Here is a 23351-nt window from a genome sequence, read left to right as displayed (position 1 = left end):
AGGGTAAAGGCGCCGGCTGGTTTACGATTAACTGTCGGCGGACAGCGCTTTTGCCTGTGCCCTGACCGTTTTTTCACCTACCAGCAACGCCCCCCATCGGTGCAATAGCTCAAAGCCCGCCAGACACGCTAGCACCGCTAGTGCTGCCAGTAACATTCCATCAATACCCAGACGCTGCTGCTCAGCATATAAAGTCCAGACAAACTGTCCGATACAAAGCATTGCCACTACTAGTAACGTAGGTTTTCGGCCAATTTTAGCGACAATAAACGCTCCCAGCGGTGCCCCTATTGCCACTACCGGTGCCGCTGCCAGCCAGTTTTCAAACACACCCGGAGCCAGCCCCTGCCCCGAGATCAATTTAACTGAGACCCCTAGCACCGAGGTAAATGCCATGATCACTACCGACGTCGGAATAGCAATTTTCAGATCAGCCCGGCATAACAGCACCAGCGCGGTATACAGCACCATATCAATGCCAACACCGGTAACGGCAGCCACCGTGGCGCCAGCAAGGATACCGGTCCAGAGTCCGAGCTTAAAGTCCCATTTTTCATCAAAATCAGTTATACCGCTGTGGCCGGCAATTTCGTTTAAGCGACATAAATGCAGTATGCCAAAACTGGCCCAGACCACCGCAAAAATCAGTTTAATCCAAAGCTCAGGCACATAAGGCGCGATAAAAAAAATGCCAAATGGGGTACCAAATAATGCCCCGAGCATCGCACCGTTCAATGTAGCCCAGGCCAGCGGCTGGCGTCTGGCCAGGATAAATATCGCGGCACTGGTCATACCTACAGACTGAATAGCAAAGCTGAAATCACGCCCGAGACTGGCTGGCAATTCAAACAACAAAACCAGTACCGGAAAACCTACAGTGCCACCGCCCATGGGAGTGGCGCCTGCCGCATAGCTACCAAAGGCCATTGCGACAGCCATTGGCCAGTGTGCGACAGCAGCAGACCAATGCCCTAACCCGGCTACAAGGTATAGCCAGACCGTATAAAACCCTGCCAGCCATACCAGCCAAATCCATAACCGACGTTTCGGGGGACGCTGTAATGTCATGTTACAAATCCTGTGTAATTACTTCACTGGGTGGTTTTCTAACCCATCATAAAAGCGTTTTGATGGCGCTGCTCAGGCCGTCCAGCGTCAATGGAAACATGCGTTTATTCATTATCTGGTTAATCAGTTCAATAGAGAAATATTGGGTCCACCACTGCTGCGGTTGCGGGTTTAGCCATACCGCTTTGGGGTATTGACCAAGCAAGCGCTGCAGCCAGACTTTTCCCGGTAGCGGGTTAAAGTGCTCGACACTGCCACCAGGATACTCAATTTCATAGGGACCCATGGTGGCATCGCCGACGAAAATCAGTTTATAGTCACTGCCATAGGTATGAATAATATCGTCTACGTTTATCTGTTCGGTATAACGTCTTTTATTGTTACGCCACACGCCCTCATAAATACAGTTATGAAAGTAGAAAAACTCCAGATGTTTAAATTCTGTTTTCACGGCAGAAAACAGCTTCTGACATTGCTCAATATGGTCGTCCATTGAACCGCCAACGTCAAAAAAGACCAATAATTTTATGGCATTATGCCGCTCTCGGATAAAACGCAAATCCAGCCAGCCAGCCTGCTCGGAGGTTGCCTGAATAGTACCGTGTAAATCGAGTTCAGTTTCAGCTCCGCTGCGGGCAAATTTACGTAGCTGCTTCAGTGCCAGTTTAATACTGCGGTTATTAAGTTCACTGTCAATGTCTAAGTCTTTAAACTCACGTTTGTCCCATACTTTCACGGCCCGGCGTTGTCCACTGCCTTGCTGGCCAATTCGAACCCCTTCCGGATTATACCCATAAGCACCAAACGGCGAGGTACCACCGGTACCAATCCACTTATTGCCACCACTGTGCTTTTTTTGCTGCTCTTTTAAACGCTCACGCAGCGTTTCCAGCAATTTATCCAGCCCCCCTAATGCCTGCAGTTTGGCCTTATCTTCATCACTTAATTTTCGCAGCACTTCTGGCACTAGCCACTCTGGCGGAATGCTAGCGGCAATATCCACTTCGGCCACCCCGGCAAAATAGTCAGCAAAAGCCCGGTCAAACTTGTCGTACTGGGTTTCATCTTTTACCAGACATAACCGGGATAACTGATAAAAGGCTTCAGTATCGGCAAAGATCACCTGTTGTTTTAAGGCATTTAATAAATCCAGCAGTTCGGTAATACTGGTTTTTAAGCCGTATTTGCGCAGGGTAAAAAAGAAATCAATCAACATTGCCTATGGTCCTGGTGTAATCGAATCACTGCGGCCCACAACACTTGCACCGGCTCGTCGCAGCAACTCGCTCGGGCTTGCGCCCTCACTCAGACACTCTGCGCCGACCGAAACAAGGTTCTGGTCCTTCGCTGAGTTAAGGCGCAAAGTCGTCACTCGCAAAAAACGCATTTTTTAACGACCTTGCCGCTTCGCCAGAAACGCCAGTTTTTCGACCAGCGCCACATCCTGCTCGTTTTTCAGCAAGGCGCCAAACATCGGCATCAGGCCGCCCTGTTGCTGCTTATCGGTTAAAACCTCTGCCGGAATATCTTCAGCCAACAGTAATTTAAGCCAGTCGAGTAGTTCTGAGGTTGACGGCTTTTTCTTTAAACCCGGCAGTTCACGCAGTTCAAAGAATATTTCCAGCGCGGCACCTAATAACTGCTGCTGAATATTGGGGTAATGCACCGCGACAATAGCCCGCAATGTCCCGGCGTCCGGAAAGCGGATATAATGAAAAAAGCAGCGGCGTAAAAAGGCATCTGGCAGCTCTTTTTCATTATTGGAGGTAATAATGACGATTGGCCGATCAATGGCGCGTACCTGTTCACCGGTTTCATGCACATAAAACGCCATCTGGTCCAATTCGTGCAACAAATCGTTGGGAAACTCGATATCGGCCTTATCAATTTCATCAATCAGCAATACCGGTCGCTTTACTGCAGTAAAAGCCTGCCATAACTTACCCGGCCGAATATAGTTGCTGATATCCTGGACTTTGTCGCTGCCCAGTTGACTATCGCGCAGTCTCGAAACCGCATCATATTCATATAAACCATGCTGAGCCTTGGTGGTCGACTTTATATGCCACTGAATAAGTTCGGTATTCAGACTCTGGGCCAGCTCTTCTGCAAGCCGCGTTTTGCCCGTGCCTGGCTCACCTTTAATTAATAATGGTTTTTCAAGGGTTACCGCAGCATTGACCGCCAGCGCAAGCTCAGTGGATACAATATAATTGTCAGTACTTTCAAAGGCCATTTTGATCCTCTTCGGGTTAAAATTCACGCTACAATATAAGAAAATGAAATGATATAAGTTATAGCCAAACGCTACTTCACCTTTTATGCTGCTGGCGTATTCTTATAACCAAATTCTTTGTAATTGGAGCTTTTAATGGCAAACGTATTTGCAGACCACTCATTGTCTATCGGTCGCACACCTTTGGTCAAACTAAACCGTACCATCACAGGCGGTGCTAATGTATACGCAAAAATTGAATCACGAAACCCCAGCTTCAGTGTCAAATGCCGCTTAGGCTCTGCACTTATCTGGGATGCCGAAAAACGCGGTGTACTCTCTGCAGACAAAGAAATTATTGAGCCTACTTCTGGCAATACCGGTATTGCCCTGGCATTTGTTGCCGCCAGTCGTGGTTACAAACTTACCCTGACCATGCCTGCTACCATGAGCCTGGAGCGACGTAAACTGTTAAAGGCTCTGGGGGCTAATCTGGTGTTGACTGAAGGCCCTAAAGGTATGAAAGGCGCCATTGAAAAAGCCCATGAAATTCTGGCATCAGATCCGAACCGTTATGTATTGCTGCAGCAATTTGAAAATCCGGCCAATCCGCAAATTCACGTTGATACTACCGGCCCGGAAATTTATAACGATTTAGACGGTAAAGTGGATATTTTTATCGCCGGCGTCGGTACAGGCGGTACCATCACCGGGGTTAGCCGCTATTTAAAAGAAGTTAAGAAGTTGCCTGTGCACATTGTTGCGGTAGAGCCAACCGAGTCGCCGGTCATCAGTCAGGCTAAAGCGGGCGAAGAAATCAAGCCAGGACCGCATAAAATTCAGGGTATCGGCGCCGGTTTTATCCCGGGCAATCTGGATTTGGATTTGATTGATGAAGTAGAAACGGTAAGCAGTGAGGACGCTTTTGCCGCGACCCATCGCTTGATGAAAGAGGAAGGTATTCTGGCGGGCATTTCGTCAGGTGCAGCGTTGATCGCAGCACAGCGCCAGGCTGCCAAGCCGGAAAATGCCGGTAAAAACATTGTAGTGATTCTGGCAAGCGCTGCCGAACGTTATTTATCCAGCCCGCTATTTGCAAACATCTTCAGCGAACAGGAACTACAGCCTTAAGCTTAAGGCTGCTGCAGCAAAGGCCGCTTAATGCGGCCTTTTTGCTTTACAGGCGCTAAAAAAAATTCCACACTGCGTCGATACACGTCTCTATGGTTTGCTGCCGATGAAAACAATACTACCACTATTATTTTGCATAATACTGCTGTGTGCGTGCAACGAAAAACCAAAAAGCAACGCCCATTGGGGTACACCTGAGCATATCGCCACCGAGTTTTTTCATGCGCTGTACAATGAAAAAGATCTGGAAAAAACCAAAAGTCTCAGCACTGAGGAATTAGCTGCTTTGCTGGATGCTTATGTAACACCGCGCCAGGTTGGCAGAACACTAATGAATATGTCTTACGACACCGTCACTATTGAAGTGAATCGCAGTGGCCAGAACCTGCGCCAGCAATATGATGACAATGCCGATGTTACTCTGGTATTCAGTGGCGAGCGAGACGGTAAAAATATTGACAACCTCCGAACGGTCCGTCTAGTAAAGAAAAGGGGCAAATGGCTGGTGGCTGAGGTAAAAACCGATCCCTTTAGCAGCACCGCCACTTACTAGACCAGGCCTGGCGAGGCGGTGTTTTGCGCTGTGCCTGTTATTTTTTTTCGAAAAATCGTTGCAGTTGTTGCCGGCATACATCACTTTTCAGCAGCTCGCCAAATACCTCAAGCTCAATTGCGATAACCTTATCTGCTTTCCGTTTTATTTTACCGCGCAGTAGCGCTTTACTCTGTTGTACCGCCTCTGCTGGCAGCCTGGCCAGCTGTTGAGCTTTATCTGCGGCAAAGGCCAGTAACTCTGCGTTGGCTACCTGTTGATTCACCAGTCCCATGGCAACAGCCTGCTCAGTAGTAAAAGCCTCACCCAACAACAAATACTGCGCTGCTCGCTGATAACCGACCAGTTGCGGTAGCAACAAACTTGATGCTGCTTCCGGGCATAATCCTAACTGACTGAATGGCATTTGAAAGCGACAATCCGGGGCCGCATAAACCAGGTCGCAGTGCAGTAATGCGGTGGTACCAATACCAATAGCCAAACCGGCTACGGCAGCCACTACCGGCTTATTAAACGCATTAAGCTGGTATAAAAACGCCACGGTGGGATGATGTGCGTCCAGCTCACCTGCCGTTAGGAAATCCTGCAAATCATTGCCACTGGAAAAACAGCTATCTGAACCCTGAAGTACTACTACTTTAACGCCAGGATCATTCCTGGCCTGCTGCAGCGCTTCAGTCAGCTGACGATACATTGCCAGGCTGAGCGCGTTCTTTTTATCAGGGCGATGCAGGCTCAGCGTTAACACACCGGCATCATTCTGCGTTATTTGTACACTCATAATTTTGCTCTTATTCCGCTTTTATATTAATCAACATACGATATTAAAAGCCAGCCGCCGTGCCTTCACGCCTCGGATCGGCGGCCCCTTGCAGCCCGGCGGGCGTAACCTCAATGGCGTGAATACCCGAATTAAGATCCTGCACCTTAACCTGGTAACCCATCGCTTGCAAAGCCGGAGCTAATGCTGCCAATGGCGTACCGGCTTCCAGGGCCAGATAATCGTTGCGGTGGGTAAAGCGCGGCAGGTTTACTGCCTGCTTCAGATCCATTTGCCAATCGAGAACTGCAACCAGGTTTTGTGCAACATAATTAATGATTCTGCTACCGCCAGGCGATCCCGTTAATAACTTAATATTGTTATCGTTATCAAACACCATCATCGGAGCCATGGAACTACGCGGACGTTTATTGCCCTGCACCCGGTTTGCCACCAGTTTGCCCTCTACCACTGCCTGTAAACTGAAGTCAGTGAGTTGGTTGTTAAGTAAATAGCCATTTACCATCAAGCCAGAGCCAAACACATTTTCAATACTGGTGGTCATGCTGACCGCATTGCCATACTGATCTACCACAGACAAGTGACTGGTATTTTCAAACTCTATTGCCTTGGCATCAGATAACACCATAGCCCCCTCAGGCTGGCCGGCTGTCGCAGTTTCCATATTATGGTAGGGCTGTATCAGGGAGGCCCGACTGGCTAAATACGCGGGGTCCAGCAAACCTGCTACCGGTACCGGACTAAAATCTGAATCAGCCAGATAGCGCTCCCGATCGGCAAATGCCAGGCGTGAGGCCTGACTCATTAAATGGACAGCCCGGGCCGAACCCGGGGTCACTTTATTCATTTCAAAGCTTGATAACATGCCCAGTATTTGCAGCACGGCAATGCCGCCTGAACTCGGTGGCGCCATACCGCACACCTGAAATTGCCGGTAAGGATGGCATAATACCTCGCGTTCCACGGCCTGATAATCGGCTAAGTCCTGCAACGTTAATTGTCCGGGATTGGTTGTTGCGCTGCGTACCGTGTCAACCAGCGCCTGGGCATTTGCTCCCTGATAAAACGCGCTCACTCCTTCAGCGGCAATCGCTCGGAGTAATTTAGCATAGGCGGGGTTAGTGATCTGTTGACCTGCGGTCAGAGGTTGACCATCGGGATAAAAATAATCTTTAGCCGGCGACAGAGTTTTAACCCCGGCGTTCCATCCCAATTTGAGGTGTTTGGCCATTCGCGGGGTGACATTAAACCCAGTTTCAGCGGCCTCAATTGCATCGCTAAACAATACCGGCCAGGGCAGCCGTCCGTATTGTTGATGTGCTTGCGCCAGAGCTTTTAATACCCCTGGCACACCCACCGATTTACCACCTACATAAGCCGTCCGCCAGTCCAGCGCTTTGCCATTAACTGTAAACAATGTCTCATCAGCCAGTGCTGGCGCAGTTTCTCGGCCATCAAAGCTGGTTAAACGTTGGCCGGATTTTTGCCAGTGTAAAATAAACGCCCCGCCGCCAATGCCAGAGCTTTGTGGCTCTACCAGCCCCAGCATTAGCTGGGTAGCAATAGCAGCATCGACCGCACTGCCACCCATGGCCAGAATGCGCTGACCAGCAACTACCGCCAATGGATGTGCGGCGGCGACCATAGCTTGCTTGCTATGGACCAGTTGCTGCTCAGTTAAACCCGTCGCCGCTTCAGGCTCACGGGTTTCCTGCTGCACCGGCACCGTTGCTGTTGCCCATTCGCTGACCAGCAGCAGACTAAAACTTGTCAACAACAGATAAAACTGTTTCATACTTATTTCCCATTAGAGGCAGCATGCTACCCTAACCAGAAGTCTGCAGCAGATCAAGCGTGTTCAACGGCTTATCGGGGGGCTCTGCAAAATACAACTTGATATCGCAGCCAAATTAGTTTTGGATAGCACTATAATTTACCGTTCATTCGTCCCCAGGCTACCATGCAGGCACTATTTTACGCTAAACCGGGTTTTGGCCCCTGTTGTCTCCTGCTACTGCTGGTCATTCTGGCTTTTCTATTGCCGGAGTCGATACAACACATTTTTGCCTACCAAAGAGTTGAGATAGCCAGCGGAGAAGTCTGGCGATTAATCAGCGGCCATTTGCTGCATTCTAACCTTTACCATCTGTTGTTAAATGGCGGCGGTTTGCTGGTCATTATGCTACTGCACGCGGGTTATCAGCGCCAACTTGCTTTAATATGGCAGCTGCTGTTTAACGCTTTGTTTATCAGTGGCATGATGTATTGGTTGCAAGCCGATATTCAGCGCTACGTCGGCTTGTCCGGCGTATTGCATGGCATGCTGTTTTTCGGGGCATTGCTGGATATCAAAACCGGCAAAACCGGCGGGATGTTGCTGACGCTTGGTATCCTGGCCAAAATTGGCTATGAGCAATATCAGGGCCCCGATCTACAGCTGAGTCAGTTGATCAGTGCCACAGTGGCAATTGATGCCCATTTATATGGAGTAATTGCGGGTGCGTTACTCTTCAGTGTTGTCCTCTTTCGCCGTTGGCTGCAAAAAAAACCAATCCGCTAATAAACGTGTTAACCCCAGGCTATAACCGAGTGACATAAGCAAGCGTCAGCCCTTTGCTTCCGACTGACGACGCCGGGCTTGGCTGACTACAGCTTTAAATAAATGGCGTTGGCGGCGTATAAAAATTAAAAACTCCGGATGCCATTGCACCCCCAAAACAAAGTCTCGGCTTGGGTCTTCTACCGCCTGGATAATATTATCTAAATCGAGACCGACCACGTTCAGGCCCTGGCCCAACTGGTTGATGGCCTGATTATGAAGACTATTTATCCGGGCTTTTGGTGTCTGGAAAATCTTTTTTAATGCAGAGTCCGTATCTGCCAGACAGAGGGTTTTAAGCGGCAGCACCGTCCAGCGCTTAGAAGTATGCCGGCGTTGATCTGTCAATTGCTGAAACAAACTGCCACCACGGCTAACATTCAGCAGCTGTGCACCGCGACAAATTCCCAGCATCGGCATTTGCTCTTTTTCTGCTTTTTTTATTACTGCCATTTCAAGCTCGTCCCGTGCCTGATCATACTTTGGATGCACTTCCGCTTCAGCCGCGTACAAAACGGGATCGACATCATGGCCGCCGGTGATTACCACCCCATCAAAATGTTTAGCGGCCAGCTTACTGGACGGCTTTAATTGCAGCGGTATTCCGCCATACCATCGCACTGCAATGGCCACAAGTGTCCGCGGCCCAAAGGCGCCCCGCTCAGGACCGGTTATCGCAATTACCGGTTTAACCATTGCTGCTCTACCTCGCTGATCCAGGACTTTTCGAAACGGCCGGTCTTTGCCATATAGTGCTGGTAAGCGGTCATGCATTGTTGCAAACGTGTCTGATCGTTCGCCAGCATTTCCACCTGCGCCCAACCATCCCAGGCACGCTGCAAACTCCAGTCCGCCTGATGAATTTCACAACTAGGTAGCCGATAGTGAAAAGCGGGACGTGATTTAATTAATTTATCAGTTGTTACCGCTCTGACCCGTGCTTTGTCTAAATGCATAAACAGCGGTAAACAGTCCAGAGCCCGATTGCGACTGGGATTAAATGTAAGGTAGTCATCAATCAGTTCAGCCAGGTCGGGTTGATAGTCTTTATTGATGATTTTTTGCTGATAGGCCGCAGGATAAGGTTCAATATAAGACGTTAAGGTGCGGACAATATCGATATTCTCCCGTTGCCGCAGCCAGGGTTGCAAACAGACGAACGCCCGGATAATCGCCAGCAATAACCTTGCATCTGTAGACGGAATTTCTGGGTTAAGCTGCAAGCCAAACGCATAACGCAGCGACTCGGACGACCCTTTCGCACCAGCCTTGTGCAATAGGGTAATAAGTTCTGTTACCTTACTCAGTTCGGCAAAAGGCAATGGCGGGGTAACGAGCTCCAGCGGTACCACTTTTTTTGCTACTGCTGCCACTATCGTTTCCAGCGACTCCTGTAAGTTATCCGTCAGTGAGTCCGCATTAAATTTTTGCTCTCCCATCCTGGCCAACAGCTGAAAATCAAGTTCTACTAACCAGTCACCGGCCGGGTCACCGGTCAGTTTATAGCGATAGCGGCCACTTTCACTGGCACTAAGCGACAAATGCCTGGCAACCAGTTGTTGCACGTCTGCCAGCTCCAAACCGCTGAATTCTATTTCTATACCATACCGGCGACTCTGGTGACGATAGCTTGTTTGCCACGGTAATGCTGTTAACGCGTGTTTTGCCAAAGTCACCTCTTAACTCATTGCTTAAGATTAGCCTAAGGTAGCGGCCATGCCTTGTCAACAAACAGGCTTAGTGCAGCAATAACATTGGCTTTAGGTTAAACTATTAACTTTCGTAATCAGGAAGGGATTGTTTTGAAAACTGTTTTTCAATCAAGCTGGCCACTTTTTATCGGCGTCGCCATTGTTGGCATGACCACTGGCCTGCAAAACACCCTGCTGTCGCTGCGCGCCGAACTGGAAGGCTTCGCCAGTGTCAGCATTGGTTTGATGCTGACGGGTTACTTTATCGGCTTTTTGCTGGGATCAATTCGTGCGCCGAAAATGATTATGCGGGTCGGCCATATCCGGGCCTTCGCCGCGCTGGCATCTATGGCTTCTATCAGCATTTTGCTGCATGCCATCTGGATAAATACATACGCCTGGTTTTTTTTGCGGCTATTATCAGGTTTTTGTTTTTCTGCCATTTTTGTGATTGCTGAAAGCTGGATAAATGATAAAGCTGATAACCAGAACCGCGGCACTTTATTGTCTCTATATGTATCCATGCTGTTCGGTGGTATTGGCCTGGGCCAGTTTTTAATCACGGTTGGCGACCCACGCGATTTTATTCAGTTCAGTCTGGTGTCAGTGCTTATCAGTGCGGCGGTAATTCCGTTGTTAATCACCAAAACGCCGGCGCCAACCTTTCAACAAGCTGAGAAAATGCCGGTTCGCCAACTATTGAAAATAGTGCCGCTAGGGGTGTTGGCCTGTTTTATTTTACAATTTGGGTATGCTTCGATGTTTGGCTTTGGTCCGGTTTATTTTTCCAGACTGGGTTTACCCCTGTTTAATATCGCCAGCCTGATGGCGATATTTATCTTTGGTTGTCTCTGTATGCAATTCCAGTTAGGCAAACTGTCTGATCGTTTTGATCGCAAAATGGTTATGACAGTCTGTGGATTTGGCGCCAGTATTGTTGCAATCTGGCTGGCACAGTTAACTGTTGCCAGTGGCTGGCAATTATATTTGGCTTGCTATCTTTTTGGTGCGCTATTTTTGCCACTTTATTCTATGGCCATTGCCCATACCAATGATCATCTGGCAAAACGGCAGATGGTTGCCGCCAGCAGCGTACTGATCCGTGCCAATGGCTTGGGTGCCATCGGCGGATTAATGTTATCAGGCTTACTGCTTGACCAATTTGGGAATGCGGTATTTTTCTATTTTATTGGTCTGTTGCCCGCTATTGTTGCCATGATGGCATTTTATCATTACTGCTTCCGGCGCCAAATAAGTCAGCGGCCTCATTCTAATGCGGTATCACCCACTCAGGTAACTCAAACCATGATTAATAACGCCCTGAACGATGATTAAGACTGCCATACGCCGGCGATTACACTAGCCCGCCATACGGCGTAACTGGCATATTCCGCAATAAGTTTGCTGTATAAGTCATAATTACTCAGATTAACGATAAACATGCAATTCAGATTGCAATTTAAAGGTCGGAAGGTTTGGCTACTTACCGTACTTAACCCCGCATTCAGCTGGTGATAGCGGATAAGTTTAGTCACCCGCCAACCATGAAAGTCGCTGGTTACAAATTGCAGAGGTTGTTGCTTACTCAGCCTTTTACTCAAATGGCTGAACTCCTGATAGGTATTATCGCCAGCATCAACACAATCAATCACCAACGGCTGGGGTTGTTGGCCGAGCAAATAATCCTGGTATGGCTGGCAATGGCGGGTGGTAATAATCACCGCTGCTGTCTGTCCTGCCAGGCTTTGTCCCAACCGATCCAGCCTGGCCCTTGCACAGGCTGGCAATGCCTCTGCCGAGCCGCCGCAACCCAACACCACATAAGTGCTGTTACTTTGCGCCAGACTAGTGCCGCCAATCTGGCCTGCATAGTGGCTTCGTACCAAATTGGCAAAATAAGTATTACCCACCAGATAAAATCCCAGTAGTAAAAACCAGAGGCCTTTTTTGCGATAGAAAATGCACGCAATTAACAAACCGTACAGAAAAATATTCTGTGGATATAACAAAGGTTCAAGCAAGTCTTTCATCTGGCCCTCGTACAGGGTTGGGCTTGGCGCCGGCTAAAGAACAACTGAGCTGTTGATTGAATACCGCGGCATTTAGCAACGCCCAGGGTAACCAGAGCATGCCCGATGTCAGAATATGTCCGGCAAGCATGGCTACCCCCAGTAATAACACATTAATAAATAACGCTGTTGCCGCCAATGGGTGAACCGTTAACCGGCGGCCTGAACTATAAATAAAGCGGCCAAATGTCAGGCCAAAAATCAACATACCCGCGATGCCATAAAATACCATCAGATCAAAGACGTCTATTTCAATAAAATATTTTTTCAGCAGAACACTAACGCCCGCCACGCCAACCCCGAACAGCCGGTGCAGCACGGTGTAATGTTGCTCTGTTTGCTGCCAGATCACCGTCAAATACAGATCTCTGGATGACAATACGATACCGGCCACGCCACGCTGCTGGTAGGCATACGCCAGTTTGTCGTACAGTCCTACCGCTCGTAAAGCAGGTTCTGCGTACCAGCTAAGCAGCATCAACAAGGCCAGTGTCAGCGCCAGACAACTGAACAGTATTTTATAGTGTCGCCGCCAGAAACCCGGCCTGGCGCTCAGTAAAGGAATAAACGCCACCAGCAGCAGGCTCCCTAACAAACCTGTTTTCGTCAGCAATAACATAGCACTGCCTGTTGTTAACAGGCTCACGACACTGTAGCAGATTTTGTGGCGTGGCCAACTGCGCCATAACAGCCAGCCACTGACCACTAACAACACTGCAGCCAGCTCATTGGTTGAATAAAAGAAGCCTTTTAGCCCAAGAAAGGACTGGGCGACATTATCCATTGGCTGATAGGCCGTACCACCAAAACCGGCCAGGCCCAAGGCCAGATTCAGCTGAATAACCACGAAGCTCAGCAACATCAGCCGGTCTGTCATTACCATAAACGCCGCCGGATAGCGGCCACAAAACTGGCGGTAAAAACTAAAGGCTAACAATGGCGCCAGAGTTTTTAACAGCAACGGCAGTTCGCTGCTGGCAAACCGACCTGGGCCAGCGCTCTGCAGCTCAGGTAGTGTCAGGTAGCTATATGTCGGTCCTGCCAGCGCCAAAATCAGCAGACCAACTAGCAGCAACAGGGTTTTGTCACGCCAGAGGATTAATTGCCACACCAGTAAACTAAGCAACAGTGCTTTATAAAACATTGACCACGGCAACGCCAGCGGCGACTGTTGCAAAGCCCCACTGATACTGTCGATCAGCAAAAACCAGGGCGCCAGATAAAACAGCAGCATTGCAGGCCAGCTGTCCGCGACCAGTTTGGGCATCAAAGCAGGTGGTGCTGAGTCAGGCATCTGCAATTGCAACATTATTTTTTAAATAACCCGGCAAAACCCTTACTGAACAAACGAATACGTAAACTGCTTAATCGGGCCATTTTTTGCTTGAGGTAATATCGCCATTTTAACTTTTGTAAACCATAGCGACACTGGCGCAGCAATTCCAGCAAACTCAAGGGTTGTTTTTCCATCATCAGCCGGTAAAACATCTGGTTTTGCAAATTCCGCTCACTCATCAGCGGCCGGTGTTTTGCAACAAATTGTTTGTGGGCATCCAGTCGTTTCGGCGAGTTAGTGATCCGGCCAAGTTCATGACCAACATTCACTTTATAGCTGGCATCGCTTATGCGCCGCGCCGGCCCAAACTCCGCTACCACTCTGACCCACATATCATAATCCTGAAACGCCGCCAGTCCCTCATCAAACCCCTGCAATTGCAGCATCCTTTCCCGCTTGACCAGTGCCTGATTCGATAAGGTATGCAAATCAAGTAAACTACTCAGCGTCACCACTTCATCGTGAGCGAACAAGGTTTTCTGCATGCTGCCGTAATCCCAGATGTAACCGGAACATACACAGCTGTACTGCGGATCATACGCCCGGTATAAACTGCTCAGCCGATGCGGTAAAAATTCGTCGTCATCATCAATGCCGGTAACAAAATCTCCCCTGGCATCGTTAATTGCCCGATTTCTGGCCGCACAGGCCCCTTTGCCCTGGGGCTGACGAAAAAAACGTACCCGGTGGTCATTACTATATTTATCAGTCAGCTTTTGCCAGGTGTCATCCGTGGAAGCGTCATCAACCACCAACAGTTCAAAGTTGGGATAATCCTGAACCAGCACCGAATCAATGGCCCGGATAGCCATCTGCACCCGGTTAAAAGTTGGCATATAGACACTGATTAACGGCCAGTCTTGTTTAACGTTCATGTTTGTCATCCTGTTACACCTTGCCTGTCCAGTACCACCACAGATAGCGTAATAAGCCGAGTTGCCGGCCAATTCTGCTCGGTTGCAATGCCAGCCGGTAAGCCCATTCCAGATTGAGTTTACACCACAGCGCCGGCGCACGTTTCACATTACCGGTATAAACATCATAAGTGCCGCCTACCCCCATGTAAAAGCAATTGGGGTGAGCCTGACGCAACCGTTGAATAAGCAACTCCTGCCGGGGTGAACCCATCGCCACACTTATTATTTGCGGTTCGGTTTGCTTTATCTGTGCCAGCAGCGCAGTCTCATCGGTAAAATAGCCGTCGACTGCTCCGACAAGGTAGGTGCCGCCAGCAAGCAATTTATCACGCGTTTGTGCCAGCACCTGCGGCTTGGCACCAATAATAAACACCGGTACTTTATAATGTGCAGCCCGCAGCATAAGCTGTTGCCATAATTCGCATCCGGGTATCCGCTCAACATGCCGTCCCAAACGCCTGCGCATGGCCTTAACTACCCCAATGCCATCGGCATAACGAATATCAGCTGCCTGAATAACCTCCAGTAGCTGCGGATCTTTTTCTACGCTTAGCACTTTTTCTGGATTAATCGCAATGGCAGAGCCAGCGAACACAGGCTTGTCTATTGGCACAATATACTCCAACAGCGACGCCATATTTTTAAAAGCAGCAACCTGGATCAGCCCAACTGTTACCTGCTCCGGTCTCGCGGCTTGCTTTGCTTCTGACATAACTCACACTTCCTGATAAAGACCAATAAGTTTTCTGGCAACATCACTAACTAAACATTGCTGCGCCCAGTCTCTGGCGCCCTGTTGCAGCTGCTGATACTGCGCCGGCGGTAACTGCCACAGCTGTTGCAGTGCCACCAGCAAATCTGTTCGCAACTGCTGCTCGCTTTGTGGCGATTCTATCGTATTTTGCGCTACCATCAGACCGTTCTCTCCCGGTCTGATTTGCGCGGCGGCACCATCAGTGGCGGTAGCAACTACCGGGGTGTAACAGGCCATAGCCTCAGCCATGACCAGCCCGAATGATTCAGTTCGGGACAAACTGATAAAGCAGCGCGCTTGCTGGTACAAACCAGCCAGTTCACTGGCAGTTTGCGGCCCCAACACGGTGATATTGGCGGATAACGCAGCAGCCTGAGATACCTGATCAAACATCGGCCCGCCGCCAGCAATAACCACTTTTTTTTCGGTTAAATAAGGCAGCAAGCTAATTAAACGGTCAATACCTTTATTGTGGTCCAGGCTACCAACATAAAGTAAATCAATTGGCTTGCTACGGCTATCCAGCCTTGGCCCGGACGCAAAATTATCAGCAATACCTGCCGACAGCACGCTGCTATGGCGACAAGGCAAACTAAAGCGCTGTCTCAGTGCATCGCTGGTGAAAATCCAATGCTGTACTTTAGCGGCACACCAACGATACCAGAAGCCGGGAGGCTGATATTTGTATATATCGCTGCCATGACAGGTCACCACAATTTTAGCAGCCGGATTACGTAATCCTTTATACAGTAACGCCAGCCAGATAGTCGGGTAAAAAAAATGGACATGTAAAATTGAATATTTTCGCCGGCTAAACAGATAGCGGAACATAAAGTCGAGAAAAAACACCGGATATTTCAACAGCCGGTTCAGCACGGAGTCAGTATGCCAACGCATAAAATGGTAGCCAGGCTTTATTGCGGCGAGCGCATCAACCTGTTGCCAGACAAACTGGCCCTGAAAAGGCGCTGCAGGTTTCGGGCCCATATTGGTAATAATTAGCACGCGGGCTTTACTATTCAATGTTTTACTGTCCAAAAGCCGGTATTCCTGACTACAATAAGCACTAGGGCCATTAAAAACACTTAGTTTATAGCTAATTAGCCGCAACTAACCAATATAGTATGTACAAAATAGATTATAACCCGATAACAGCTGACGACAGGCTGAATAAAATAAATGCGGAATGAGCATGCCGATACCTGAATCAACCTATAGTCTGATTTTAGCAGTGATAACCAGCTTACTGGCTATCCTGCTGCTTCGGCCATTAGCGCCAAAACTATGCTTGCTTGATATCCCACATGGGCGCAAGCAGCATGTGGGCGCGGTGCCATTAATCGGCGGCCTGGCGATATACCTGACATTAATGCTGGTGCTGGGAGCCCAGGTTTCTTCAGACATCATGCTGGGTTACTACCTGGCCTGCGCCACAGTCATTGTTATTCTTGGTGCTTTTGATGATGCCCTGGATTTAAGTGTCAAGCTCAGGCTGGCGATTCAGCTCGTAGTTGGACTGGCCATGATCTACAGCCTCGATTTGCATATTAATAATCTGGGTAATATTTTTGGTTTTGGTGAGGTCAAACTGGGATTTTTTGGCATTCCGTTTACCCTTATCGCGGTTATTGCCGCTATTAATGCGTTTAATATGACCGACGGTATTGATGGCCTGGCAGGCCTGCTCAGCATGGTGAGCTTTACCAGCATCGCTGTATTTATGGTGTTGTGGGGCCAACCGGCTCAGGCAATATTGCCCTTGGTATTTATTGCAGCTTTACTGCCCTACCTGGCATTTAACCTTGGCTGGGTTAAGCATAAAAAAATATTTATGGGTGATGCCGGTAGCATGCTGATTGGTTTATCCGTTATCTGGTTGTTACTCATCAGCACCCAGAGTGAAACAGCCAGTTTCCGGCCAGTCACTGCCCTGTGGTTAATTGCAGTGCCATTAATGGATATGGTTGCTATCATGCTGCGCAGAATTTTAAAAGGACAGTCGCCATTTCAGGCAGACCGGGAGCATCTGCATCATATTTCGCTCCGGCTGGGGCTTAATCCACGCGAATCACTGGTTCTGATCACTGCGCTGGCCTGGGTGTTTGCCTGTATTGGCATTATTGGTGAATATTTGCTGGTACCGGAAGTGGCAATGTTAGCGTTGTTTACGCTGGTATTTACTCTGTATATTGGCCTGCTGCAAAATATATGGCGCATTATCTCCGCCATTCGCCACAACTTAGCCAACCGTCGCTAGTCTTGATTTTCGATAATCTTTTTATATGAGCCTAATATGCTAAAAAAAATCTTAGTTGCCAGAGCAACGGCGATGCTGGGAGACCGGTTGGTGAAGCTAGTGGCAGCAGCAGTGCTCACTATTTTTGTAGCAAGGGTGCTCGGTGCCAGCGAGTTAGGGATTTACTCCATAGTAATGGCCTGGAGCGCTTTTTTGGTGCCGCTGAGCAGTATGGGGCTTAATAATAATGTAATACGCCGGATGGTACAGCAGCAAACGGGCGAGCAAGCGATGACCTTATTATACAGTGCGGTCAGCCTTCGCCTGGCAGTGGGTCTGCTGGGTGGCAGCCTGATGCTACTGGGGTTTTACCTGCTTTATCCTGATATGCTGCAAGGCCATACTGGCATTGCTATTCCGATATTATTTCTGTTGCAAAGCTTTTTCGGCCTGCTGCTGTTTGAGTTTTATTTAAATTATCAGGGCACGTTTCGCAGTACCGCATATTTAAAAACCGCTATTACCCTAGTCAGTTTTGGCGCGAAACTGCTGTTACTGTATACCGGTTTTGGTATTGCCAGTTTACTGCTTATGACCGGCATTGAATTTATGTTGGTAGGTGTTGCCCAGTACCTGCTGTATCGCTTCAAGCAAAAACCCTTTATGCCAGGCACAGCAACCTGGCCACCTTATCATCCGCGCTGGTTCAGTGGCGCGCAGATAAAACCGTTGTTAAAACGTGCCAGCTGGTTGTGGTTATCGGGCATTGTCGCGGTAATTTACCTGAAAATTGATATTGTGATGCTAGGCGCGATGGCAGGCGCCGAGCAGGCGGGTATTTATGCTGCTGCCAGCAGGTTGTCAGAACTGTGGTATGTGTTCCCGGCCACCTTAGCTACCCGATACTACCCCGATATGTTAAAAGCCTACCAACATGGCATGGTTCCCTACTACTTGAAGCTACGCCGGTTTGCCTTGTTTTTTTTCAGTGCGGCGTTTGGCATCGCGCTACTGATGACCTTTGCAGCGCCCTGGTTAATCAGCCTGTTATTCGGTGCAGATTTCAGCGCCGCGATTGAGGTACTGCGTATTCATATTTGGGCTGGTTGTTTTATTTTTGTACGCTATCTGATTAGCCAGCATCTGATTATCACTGAGCAAGAGCCTTTGTCTTTGCTTAGTCATGGAATTGGTGCCGTGTTAAATATCGGACTGAACCTGTGGCTGATTCCATCAATGGGGATTGTTGGTGCAGCCTGGGCTACCCTGGTTTCCTACGCCTTCGCATCATTTTTCTTTCTATTTATCTTTGCCAGTACCCGTGCTCAGCTATGGCAGCTTATTACCACGCGACGCACTGGCTAACTTTAAAAGGGTTTTATATGAACAAACCGCTGCTGGTCGAAATTAAAGGCGTTCAATTTCGCAACAAAGGCGCATATCTGATGTTGCTGGCTTGTCTCGATGGTTTAAAAAACCTGCCAGATTATCAGTTAGTGCTCTCTCCGGGGCCAAACTTGCCTTATCCGGAACGGGCCCGCCTGGGCGCCTGGCAAAAACTGGCGTTCCGGCGCAAAGGTCTGGATTTAACTGGCATGATAGCCAAACTGCCTGGGGCGATTCAGAGGGTGTTTAAACGCTATGGTATGGTAACCGAACGCGACGTCGATATCGTGCTGGAAGCGAGCGGTTTTGCTTACGGCGATCAATGGCCGTTGCAGTTTTTACAAAATACCGCCAAAGAGGTGAAACGTTTTCATCATGCTGGCAAACCTTTTGTGTTTATGCCCCAAGCATTCGGTCCCTTTGCCAGCGAACAGAGTAAAGCAGCAATGCGGGACATTATTCAACACGCCAGGCTGATTTTCGTGCGCGACCCGGTGTCTTTGGCTCATTTGCAAAGTTGTATAAACCCACTACCGGCCAGTGTGATATTAACACCCGATTTTACCGTTGGGTTAACCCCGCAGGCTAATCATGAATTACCCGAGGTTAGCAAGCCTTACGTCGCGCTTATTCCAAACTCCAAGGTCGTATCTAAATACAATCATGCAGATGCAGAAGCTATGCGGGCGAGTTACGTTGGTGCTTTTGCCGCTGCTGCGGATAAGCTTACGGTTTTGGGCTATCAGGTGGTGTTGGTAAATCATGAGGGACGCGAAGATGCCGAGCTGTGCGCTGAAATTGCCAAGTTATCACCTTGTGGTCTGGTCCAGATTGAAGACCCGCTCGCTGTAAAAGCCTTTATTGGGGCTGCCGAGATGGTGATCAGCTCGCGCTTTCATGGCGCGGTAAATGCGTTAAGTCAGGGCGTGCCCTGTATCGCTACCAGCTGGAGTCATAAGTACCACGCCATGATGAGCGATTTCGGCATGGCAGACTTTTGTGTAGAAGATCTTACTGCCGACAGCTTATGTCTTGCAGTTGACCTGCTACTGGCCGGCAAAGCCGACATTCTGCCTCAGCTAGCAGATCGAGCCGCTCAGTTGAAACAGCGTAATCAACAGATGTGGCAGCAATTATGGCAACATCTGGCGCCGGCCAACGCAAAGTAAGCAGCGGGATAATGTTACACTGCTAAAAGCGCTAATTTTCGGTACGGTTAAAGTGGACTGCAACGCTTAACGTGTTGTCCACTTTTTCCGGGCCACCGCACATCTCATCATAGGCAGACTGGTGAACCAGAAATGCCTCTCTGACTACGCACTCGGTCAACGCCAGTTTAACCTGTTCCACACTGTGAAATTGCTGTGGCCGGTTATCGCTATCAACAATAAAGCCTTTGCGACTGTCAAACATCACTTCGACCAGATAAATCCCCATCTCAAGAGAATGAATTGTTACTTCATCAATTCGCACTTCCTGCCGGTTTAAATGGGCAACACGATGATAATGCATGGCAAGGCTCCGAAATTAGTTATTAGTAGTGGGATAACTGTTTACTGTTGCTCTTACGCTGCGGCTTAAGTTATAGATTAATTTTCAGCCAATAAAAACGACAATCACATGCTAAACCGCTAAGCATTCATTACTTTACCTACAGGTTAAAACAACGCTACTATCAACAATATTTTTCGGCCGTTGCGATATCATTTATCGCCTTTAGGTGTTGCCATGGATGCCAGTTTTTTTCGTTGTAAACAAGTTCTTGTTGTTGAAGACAGTGCCCCCGTGCGGGCATCAGTCAAAGCAATGCTGCAAACGATAGGTTTTGAGGCTATTCATTTAAGCCGCGACGCCAACGACTCAATAAGCCGCTGCCAAAATATTCCGTTTGACTTTATTCTGTGCGACTTCAATCTTGGTGAGGGCAAAGACGGCTATCAACTGTTCGAAATACTAAAACAACAGGCACTGATGCCCCCGTTATGCTGTTTTATTATTATTAGCGCTGAAAACCAGCGCCAGCTGGTGCACGGTGTCATAGAGCTCCAACCTGACGATTACATTTTAAAACCGTTTACCTTTCCAATATTAAATGAACGGATTATCCGGGCGGTAAAACAGAAAATCGCCTTGAGAAAAGTACATTTAAATCTGTTCGAACATAACTTCAGCGGAGCTATTAAAGAATGCGACAGCGTTGCCAAAAACAAAGCTGAATTTGCTTTTCAGGCTTTACGGATAAAAGGCGAATTACTGCTAAAAGCCGGCCAGTACCAGCAAGCTGAGCAGTTTTATAAGCAAGTACTAACTCAGAAAACATTGCCCTGGGCCAGACTGGGCGCGGCTATTGCTGCGTTTTATCTGGAGCGCTGGGATGACACCGAACTGCAGTTAGCTGATTTAACCCAATTTGAAATTACTAAAGTGGAAGCACTTGATTGGTTGTCGCACCTGATGGTGAAATACGGTCGCTACGACAGCGCCCAGCAAACCTTATATCAGGCGGTATTGCTGTCACCCCAGAATATTAAACGGCAACGCACGCTTAGTAACCTTAATGTGATTATTGGTGATAAAGAAGCCGCCGCACGAATTAATGGCAAACTGGTCGCCACGGCTCGCTATTCAGTTGACGATAGTCCTGAAAATTATCTGAATCATGCCAGAAGTTTAATTGATGTCGCCTACAGTAAAAATCCCCTGGAGCGAACGATCATTTTGCAAAATGCCAGTCAGCTTGTCGACAGCGTGGCAAAACAGTCGGCAGACAACGGTTGGTTTAAAGCGGTTAATGTTGTACGCAGCCGTATTTTGGCAGCAAAGGGCCTGCTGATTGAGGCACGGCAGCCATTGCTGGACAATGGCGTAGCGGACAAAGCAGAGAAAATGACCATCGATAGTTGTATGGATGCTGCCAAAGCGTATTTTGAGCTGGGCGACATTCATAGTAGCCAGTTTTATATCGACAAACTGGCGAGTTACTTAATTAACGATGACTATCTGACTGAAACGCAGAAAATCATGCTGAAGATGGAAAAAATACGCCATGAAGAACTTAAAGCAACAATCAAACAAATTAGTGGCGAAGCTGGCGATGCATACGAAAATGGATTTTTTATTCAGGCCGTCAGCTTGTTCTGTGAGACATTTGAGCTGATGCCCACCAACACCATATTAGCGATGAATATTCTGCAAACGGCCAGTAAATGCGGTAGCTTGCCGGCTAAATATTTTCGCTATTGCAAACAAGCTATAAAACTACTGAAAGCCAGTGTGCTGGAAAAACCCATTCAGGACAAATTTAAGCATTATGTCACTTTACTTTGCGAACAGTATCCACAATTGGTGGTCCGGACCCGTCGGCCCAAAGCGAATAGTTAATTACGAAAAGTGATAAAAGTAACCCGGCATTGCTGCCGGGGGTTGATTTCACCGTTTATTAACTATCTACTGTCCCGGTTTGTTGCTCTGACCAGGAATATTTCCTGGTTTTTGCTGGGCAGGTTTCTGTTGGTTATTCTGATCTCTATTCGCACCGCTTTGGCGTTTTTCTTCGTCCATTGAAGGACGACCACCTTGGTCTCTTTGATTAGCCATGATTGGGCTCCTGCTAATAAGTTAAATTAAATATCTAACTACTTTTATGAACGGCCATTCACAACTTTTCTTTGCATAGTTAGTGCCATGTTAATGCACAACACCTCTAACCCGCGTAAATGTTGGATGTAGCCAATGCCATAGCCAATTTACAACATATTTACAGTTAAAAATCATGTAATTTTTCTAATTAGCACTGGCAAATATTACCCGCCGCCCCCCTGACAAATGGTATCTGATGCTAGTCATCACTTTTATAGTGATGCCAGAAATCGCTCGCTCCTTGGCAAATAATAATTGTCGTAATCAAGAGAAAATAGCACCTTGCCTGCACGGCCGACGATTTCATGTCTTGGTACAAAACCAATAACCCTGGAGTCAGCGCTGTTATCGCGATTATCACCCAGCACCAGATAATGACCCGCAGGCACCTGTACCGGCGCAAAGTCAGCCAGAACACTGGATAGCGGGGCCAGCTTAACCGGGTGGGCCACACTGCCAAGCTGCTCGGTTAGCAGCACTTCACTGCTTAAAGTGGCTGCCTGCTTTTCAGTCGCCTCCTCCGCTTGATGATATGCCAGTTGCCGGCCGTTAATCGTTAACACATTTTGCCGCATTGCCACCACATCACCCGGCATACCAACCACCCGTTTCACCAGACGGTTTTCTGCGGCTTCTGACGCGAAAATAACAATATCGCCGCGTTTCGGATCGGCCAGCTTAAACAAGGACACAGTACTAAAAGGCAACCGCACGTCATAAGCCATTTTATTCACTAAAATCCGGTCGCCAATTTCAATCGTTGGCTGCATTGAACCAGAAGGCACATCGTTCCAATCGGCAACTGCACTTCTAAATACCAGCATTAAGCCGATAAACACTACAAAACCACGGTTATTGCGCCAAAACTGTTTAATTTTATTCATCACTTCCTCTGCATTAATTGCCCGCCGCTTAGACCGATAACAAACCGATAACAAACCGCTGGCAGTCACCAAGTATCGTAACCTGTCAGTCA

General features: G+C 48.3%; 23 protein-coding genes. 8 read left to right on the top strand and 15 right to left on the bottom strand.

Translation table 11 applies throughout. From position 1 onward, the window contains the following. Positions 1-27: 27 nt before the first annotated feature. From B2Q61_RS01440 to B2Q61_RS01430, 3 genes are all read right to left on the bottom strand, one after another. Positions 28-1068 (bottom strand): sulfite exporter TauE/SafE family protein, encoded by a 1041-nt coding sequence (locus B2Q61_RS01440; RefSeq protein WP_290616507.1) that lies wholly within the window; start codon positions 1066-1068, stop codon positions 28-30. A gap of 46 nt (positions 1069-1114) precedes the next feature. Next, positions 1115-2284 carry a vWA domain-containing protein gene (locus tag B2Q61_RS01435; protein ID WP_290616509.1) on the bottom strand — a complete coding sequence of 390 codons (1170 nt, stop codon included), beginning with the start codon at positions 2282-2284 and terminating at the stop codon, positions 1115-1117. Positions 2285-2458: 174 nt separating this feature from the next. After that, complete coding sequence (locus B2Q61_RS01430) at positions 2459-3304, bottom strand: AAA family ATPase (protein WP_290616511.1); 846 nt, start codon at positions 3302-3304, stop codon at positions 2459-2461. Between the two features lie 135 nt (positions 3305-3439). On the opposite strand from B2Q61_RS01430, the gene cysK reads away from it, so the two are divergent. Together cysK and B2Q61_RS01420 are read left to right on the top strand one after the other, a co-directional pair. Beyond that, positions 3440-4414 carry a cysteine synthase A gene (gene cysK / locus B2Q61_RS01425; RefSeq protein WP_290616513.1) on the top strand — a complete coding sequence of 325 codons (975 nt, stop codon included), beginning with the start codon at positions 3440-3442 and terminating at the stop codon, positions 4412-4414. Positions 4415-4520: 106 nt separating this feature from the next. Further along, positions 4521-4967 carry a hypothetical protein gene (locus B2Q61_RS01420; protein WP_290616515.1) on the top strand — a complete coding sequence of 149 codons (447 nt, stop codon included), beginning with the start codon at positions 4521-4523 and terminating at the stop codon, positions 4965-4967. 37 nt (positions 4968-5004) lie between these two features. On the opposite strand, the gene B2Q61_RS01415 is transcribed toward B2Q61_RS01420, so the two are convergent. Further along, positions 5005-5748 carry an enoyl-CoA hydratase gene (locus tag B2Q61_RS01415; RefSeq protein ID WP_290616517.1) on the bottom strand — a complete coding sequence of 248 codons (744 nt, stop codon included), beginning with the start codon at positions 5746-5748 and terminating at the stop codon, positions 5005-5007. Between the two features lie 43 nt (positions 5749-5791). Beyond that, on the bottom strand, positions 5792-7543 hold the full coding sequence (gene ggt / locus B2Q61_RS01410) for a gamma-glutamyltransferase (RefSeq protein WP_290616519.1): 1752 nt from the start codon (positions 7541-7543) through the stop codon (positions 5792-5794). Between the two features lie 165 nt (positions 7544-7708). Here ggt and rrtA point away from each other — a divergent pair, with 165 nt between their 5' ends. After that, positions 7709-8308: a rhombosortase gene (gene rrtA / locus B2Q61_RS01405; protein ID WP_290616521.1), complete on the top strand. Its 600-nt coding sequence runs from the start codon at positions 7709-7711 to the stop codon at positions 8306-8308. 45 nt (positions 8309-8353) lie between these two features. On the opposite strand, the gene B2Q61_RS01400 is transcribed toward rrtA, so the two are convergent. Further along, positions 8354-9043: a gamma-glutamyl-gamma-aminobutyrate hydrolase family protein gene (locus B2Q61_RS01400; RefSeq protein ID WP_290616523.1), complete on the bottom strand. Its 690-nt coding sequence runs from the start codon at positions 9041-9043 to the stop codon at positions 8354-8356. Beyond that, positions 9028-10017 carry an amidoligase family protein gene (locus B2Q61_RS01395; protein ID WP_290616525.1) on the bottom strand — a complete coding sequence of 330 codons (990 nt, stop codon included), beginning with the start codon at positions 10015-10017 and terminating at the stop codon, positions 9028-9030. The genes B2Q61_RS01400 and B2Q61_RS01395 overlap by 16 nt, the downstream gene beginning before the upstream one ends. A 132-nt stretch (positions 10018-10149) precedes the next feature. On the opposite strand from B2Q61_RS01395, the gene B2Q61_RS01390 reads away from it, so the two are divergent. Then, entirely contained in the window at positions 10150-11373 is a 1224-nt protein-coding gene (locus B2Q61_RS01390) for an MFS transporter (RefSeq protein ID WP_290616527.1), read from the top strand. Here B2Q61_RS01390 and B2Q61_RS01385 read toward each other — a convergent pair. The 5 genes from B2Q61_RS01385 to B2Q61_RS01365 are packed head-to-tail and all read right to left on the bottom strand — an operon-like array spanning position 11370 to position 16152. Then, positions 11370-12068 (bottom strand): hypothetical protein, encoded by a 699-nt coding sequence (locus tag B2Q61_RS01385; RefSeq protein WP_290616529.1) that lies wholly within the window; start codon positions 12066-12068, stop codon positions 11370-11372. The two genes, B2Q61_RS01390 and B2Q61_RS01385, sit on opposite strands and share 4 nt — an antisense overlap. Next, positions 12052-13401 carry an O-antigen ligase family protein gene (locus B2Q61_RS01380; protein ID WP_290616531.1) on the bottom strand — a complete coding sequence of 450 codons (1350 nt, stop codon included), beginning with the start codon at positions 13399-13401 and terminating at the stop codon, positions 12052-12054. Before B2Q61_RS01380 ends, B2Q61_RS01385 begins: the two co-directional genes overlap by 17 nt. Before the next feature lie 14 nt (positions 13402-13415). Next, positions 13416-14318, bottom strand: a complete 903-nt coding sequence (locus B2Q61_RS01375; RefSeq protein WP_290616533.1) for a glycosyltransferase — start codon at positions 14316-14318, stop codon at positions 13416-13418. Positions 14319-14331: 13 nt separating this feature from the next. Beyond that, the gene (locus B2Q61_RS01370) at positions 14332-15072 is read right to left on the bottom strand and encodes a WecB/TagA/CpsF family glycosyltransferase (protein WP_290616535.1); all 741 of its coding nucleotides are present in this window, start codon (positions 15070-15072) and stop codon (positions 14332-14334) included. 3 nt (positions 15073-15075) lie between these two features. Next, complete coding sequence (locus tag B2Q61_RS01365; RefSeq protein WP_290616537.1) at positions 15076-16152, bottom strand: glycosyltransferase family 4 protein; 1077 nt, start codon at positions 16150-16152, stop codon at positions 15076-15078. Between the two features lie 154 nt (positions 16153-16306). Between B2Q61_RS01365 and wecA the strand changes: the two genes are divergently transcribed. From wecA to B2Q61_RS01350, 3 genes are read left to right on the top strand one after another with little or no spacing between them, the layout of a single operon-like run. Then, positions 16307-17371, top strand: a complete 1065-nt coding sequence (gene wecA, locus B2Q61_RS01360; RefSeq protein ID WP_290616539.1) for a UDP-N-acetylglucosamine--undecaprenyl-phosphate N-acetylglucosaminephosphotransferase — start codon at positions 16307-16309, stop codon at positions 17369-17371. Between the two features lie 36 nt (positions 17372-17407). Then, complete coding sequence (locus B2Q61_RS01355) at positions 17408-18715, top strand: flippase (RefSeq protein WP_290616541.1); 1308 nt, start codon at positions 17408-17410, stop codon at positions 18713-18715. Positions 18716-18732: 17 nt separating this feature from the next. Continuing rightward, positions 18733-19905 (top strand): polysaccharide pyruvyl transferase family protein, encoded by a 1173-nt coding sequence (locus B2Q61_RS01350; RefSeq protein ID WP_290616543.1) that lies wholly within the window; start codon positions 18733-18735, stop codon positions 19903-19905. Between the two features lie 31 nt (positions 19906-19936). Here the strand turns inward: B2Q61_RS01350 and B2Q61_RS01345 are convergent, their stop codons facing one another. Beyond that, positions 19937-20248, bottom strand: a complete 312-nt coding sequence (locus tag B2Q61_RS01345; protein WP_290616545.1) for a DUF6482 family protein — start codon at positions 20246-20248, stop codon at positions 19937-19939. Positions 20249-20464: 216 nt separating this feature from the next. Between B2Q61_RS01345 and B2Q61_RS01340 the strand changes: the two genes are divergently transcribed. Beyond that, positions 20465-22117 carry a tetratricopeptide repeat-containing response regulator gene (locus B2Q61_RS01340; RefSeq protein WP_290616547.1) on the top strand — a complete coding sequence of 551 codons (1653 nt, stop codon included), beginning with the start codon at positions 20465-20467 and terminating at the stop codon, positions 22115-22117. A gap of 66 nt (positions 22118-22183) precedes the next feature. Here the strand turns inward: B2Q61_RS01340 and B2Q61_RS01335 are convergent, their stop codons facing one another. Then, on the bottom strand, positions 22184-22333 hold the full coding sequence (locus B2Q61_RS01335) for a hypothetical protein (RefSeq protein ID WP_290616549.1): 150 nt from the start codon (positions 22331-22333) through the stop codon (positions 22184-22186). Between the two features lie 254 nt (positions 22334-22587). Next, entirely contained in the window at positions 22588-23259 is a 672-nt protein-coding gene (lepB, locus tag B2Q61_RS01330) for a signal peptidase I (protein WP_290616551.1), read from the bottom strand. Positions 23260-23351: the final 92 nt, after the last annotated feature.

Source organism: Arsukibacterium sp. UBA5043 (assembly GCA_002415085.1).
In the GTDB taxonomy this organism is placed as follows: domain Bacteria; phylum Pseudomonadota; class Gammaproteobacteria; order Enterobacterales; family Alteromonadaceae; genus Alishewanella.
This window is presented reverse-complemented; position numbering and strand designations above follow the sequence as displayed.

Excerpts from the sequence above, each read along its gene's own strand:
- B2Q61_RS01340 (WP_290616547.1), top strand. The coding sequence starts at position 20,465 with ATGGATGCCAGTTTTTTTCGTTGTAAACAAGTTCTTGTTGTTGAAGAC.
- B2Q61_RS01380 (WP_290616531.1), bottom strand. The coding sequence starts at position 13,401 with ATGCCTGACTCAGCACCACCTGCTTTGATGCCCAAACTGGTCGCGGAC.
- ggt (WP_290616519.1), bottom strand. The coding sequence starts at position 7,543 with ATGAAACAGTTTTATCTGTTGTTGACAAGTTTTAGTCTGCTGCTGGTC.
- B2Q61_RS01345 (WP_290616545.1), bottom strand. The coding sequence starts at position 20,248 with ATGCATTATCATCGTGTTGCCCATTTAAACCGGCAGGAAGTGCGAATT.
- B2Q61_RS01430 (WP_290616511.1), bottom strand. The coding sequence starts at position 3,304 with ATGGCCTTTGAAAGTACTGACAATTATATTGTATCCACTGAGCTTGCG.
- B2Q61_RS01350 (WP_290616543.1), top strand. The coding sequence starts at position 18,733 with ATGAACAAACCGCTGCTGGTCGAAATTAAAGGCGTTCAATTTCGCAAC.
- B2Q61_RS01370 (WP_290616535.1), bottom strand. The coding sequence starts at position 15,072 with ATGTCAGAAGCAAAGCAAGCCGCGAGACCGGAGCAGGTAACAGTTGGG.
- B2Q61_RS01385 (WP_290616529.1), bottom strand. The coding sequence starts at position 12,068 with ATGAAAGACTTGCTTGAACCTTTGTTATATCCACAGAATATTTTTCTG.
- B2Q61_RS01420 (WP_290616515.1), top strand. The coding sequence starts at position 4,521 with ATGAAAACAATACTACCACTATTATTTTGCATAATACTGCTGTGTGCG.
- B2Q61_RS01355 (WP_290616541.1), top strand. The coding sequence starts at position 17,408 with ATGCTAAAAAAAATCTTAGTTGCCAGAGCAACGGCGATGCTGGGAGAC.
- B2Q61_RS01440 (WP_290616507.1), bottom strand. The coding sequence starts at position 1,068 with ATGACATTACAGCGTCCCCCGAAACGTCGGTTATGGATTTGGCTGGTA.
- B2Q61_RS01400 (WP_290616523.1), bottom strand. The coding sequence starts at position 9,043 with ATGGTTAAACCGGTAATTGCGATAACCGGTCCTGAGCGGGGCGCCTTT.
- lepB (WP_290616551.1), bottom strand. The coding sequence starts at position 23,259 with ATGAATAAAATTAAACAGTTTTGGCGCAATAACCGTGGTTTTGTAGTG.
- wecA (WP_290616539.1), top strand. The coding sequence starts at position 16,307 with ATGCCGATACCTGAATCAACCTATAGTCTGATTTTAGCAGTGATAACC.
- rrtA (WP_290616521.1), top strand. The coding sequence starts at position 7,709 with ATGCAGGCACTATTTTACGCTAAACCGGGTTTTGGCCCCTGTTGTCTC.
- B2Q61_RS01435 (WP_290616509.1), bottom strand. The coding sequence starts at position 2,284 with ATGTTGATTGATTTCTTTTTTACCCTGCGCAAATACGGCTTAAAAACC.
- B2Q61_RS01415 (WP_290616517.1), bottom strand. The coding sequence starts at position 5,748 with ATGAGTGTACAAATAACGCAGAATGATGCCGGTGTGTTAACGCTGAGC.
- cysK (WP_290616513.1), top strand. The coding sequence starts at position 3,440 with ATGGCAAACGTATTTGCAGACCACTCATTGTCTATCGGTCGCACACCT.
- B2Q61_RS01375 (WP_290616533.1), bottom strand. The coding sequence starts at position 14,318 with ATGAACGTTAAACAAGACTGGCCGTTAATCAGTGTCTATATGCCAACT.
- B2Q61_RS01335 (WP_290616549.1), bottom strand. The coding sequence starts at position 22,333 with ATGGCTAATCAAAGAGACCAAGGTGGTCGTCCTTCAATGGACGAAGAA.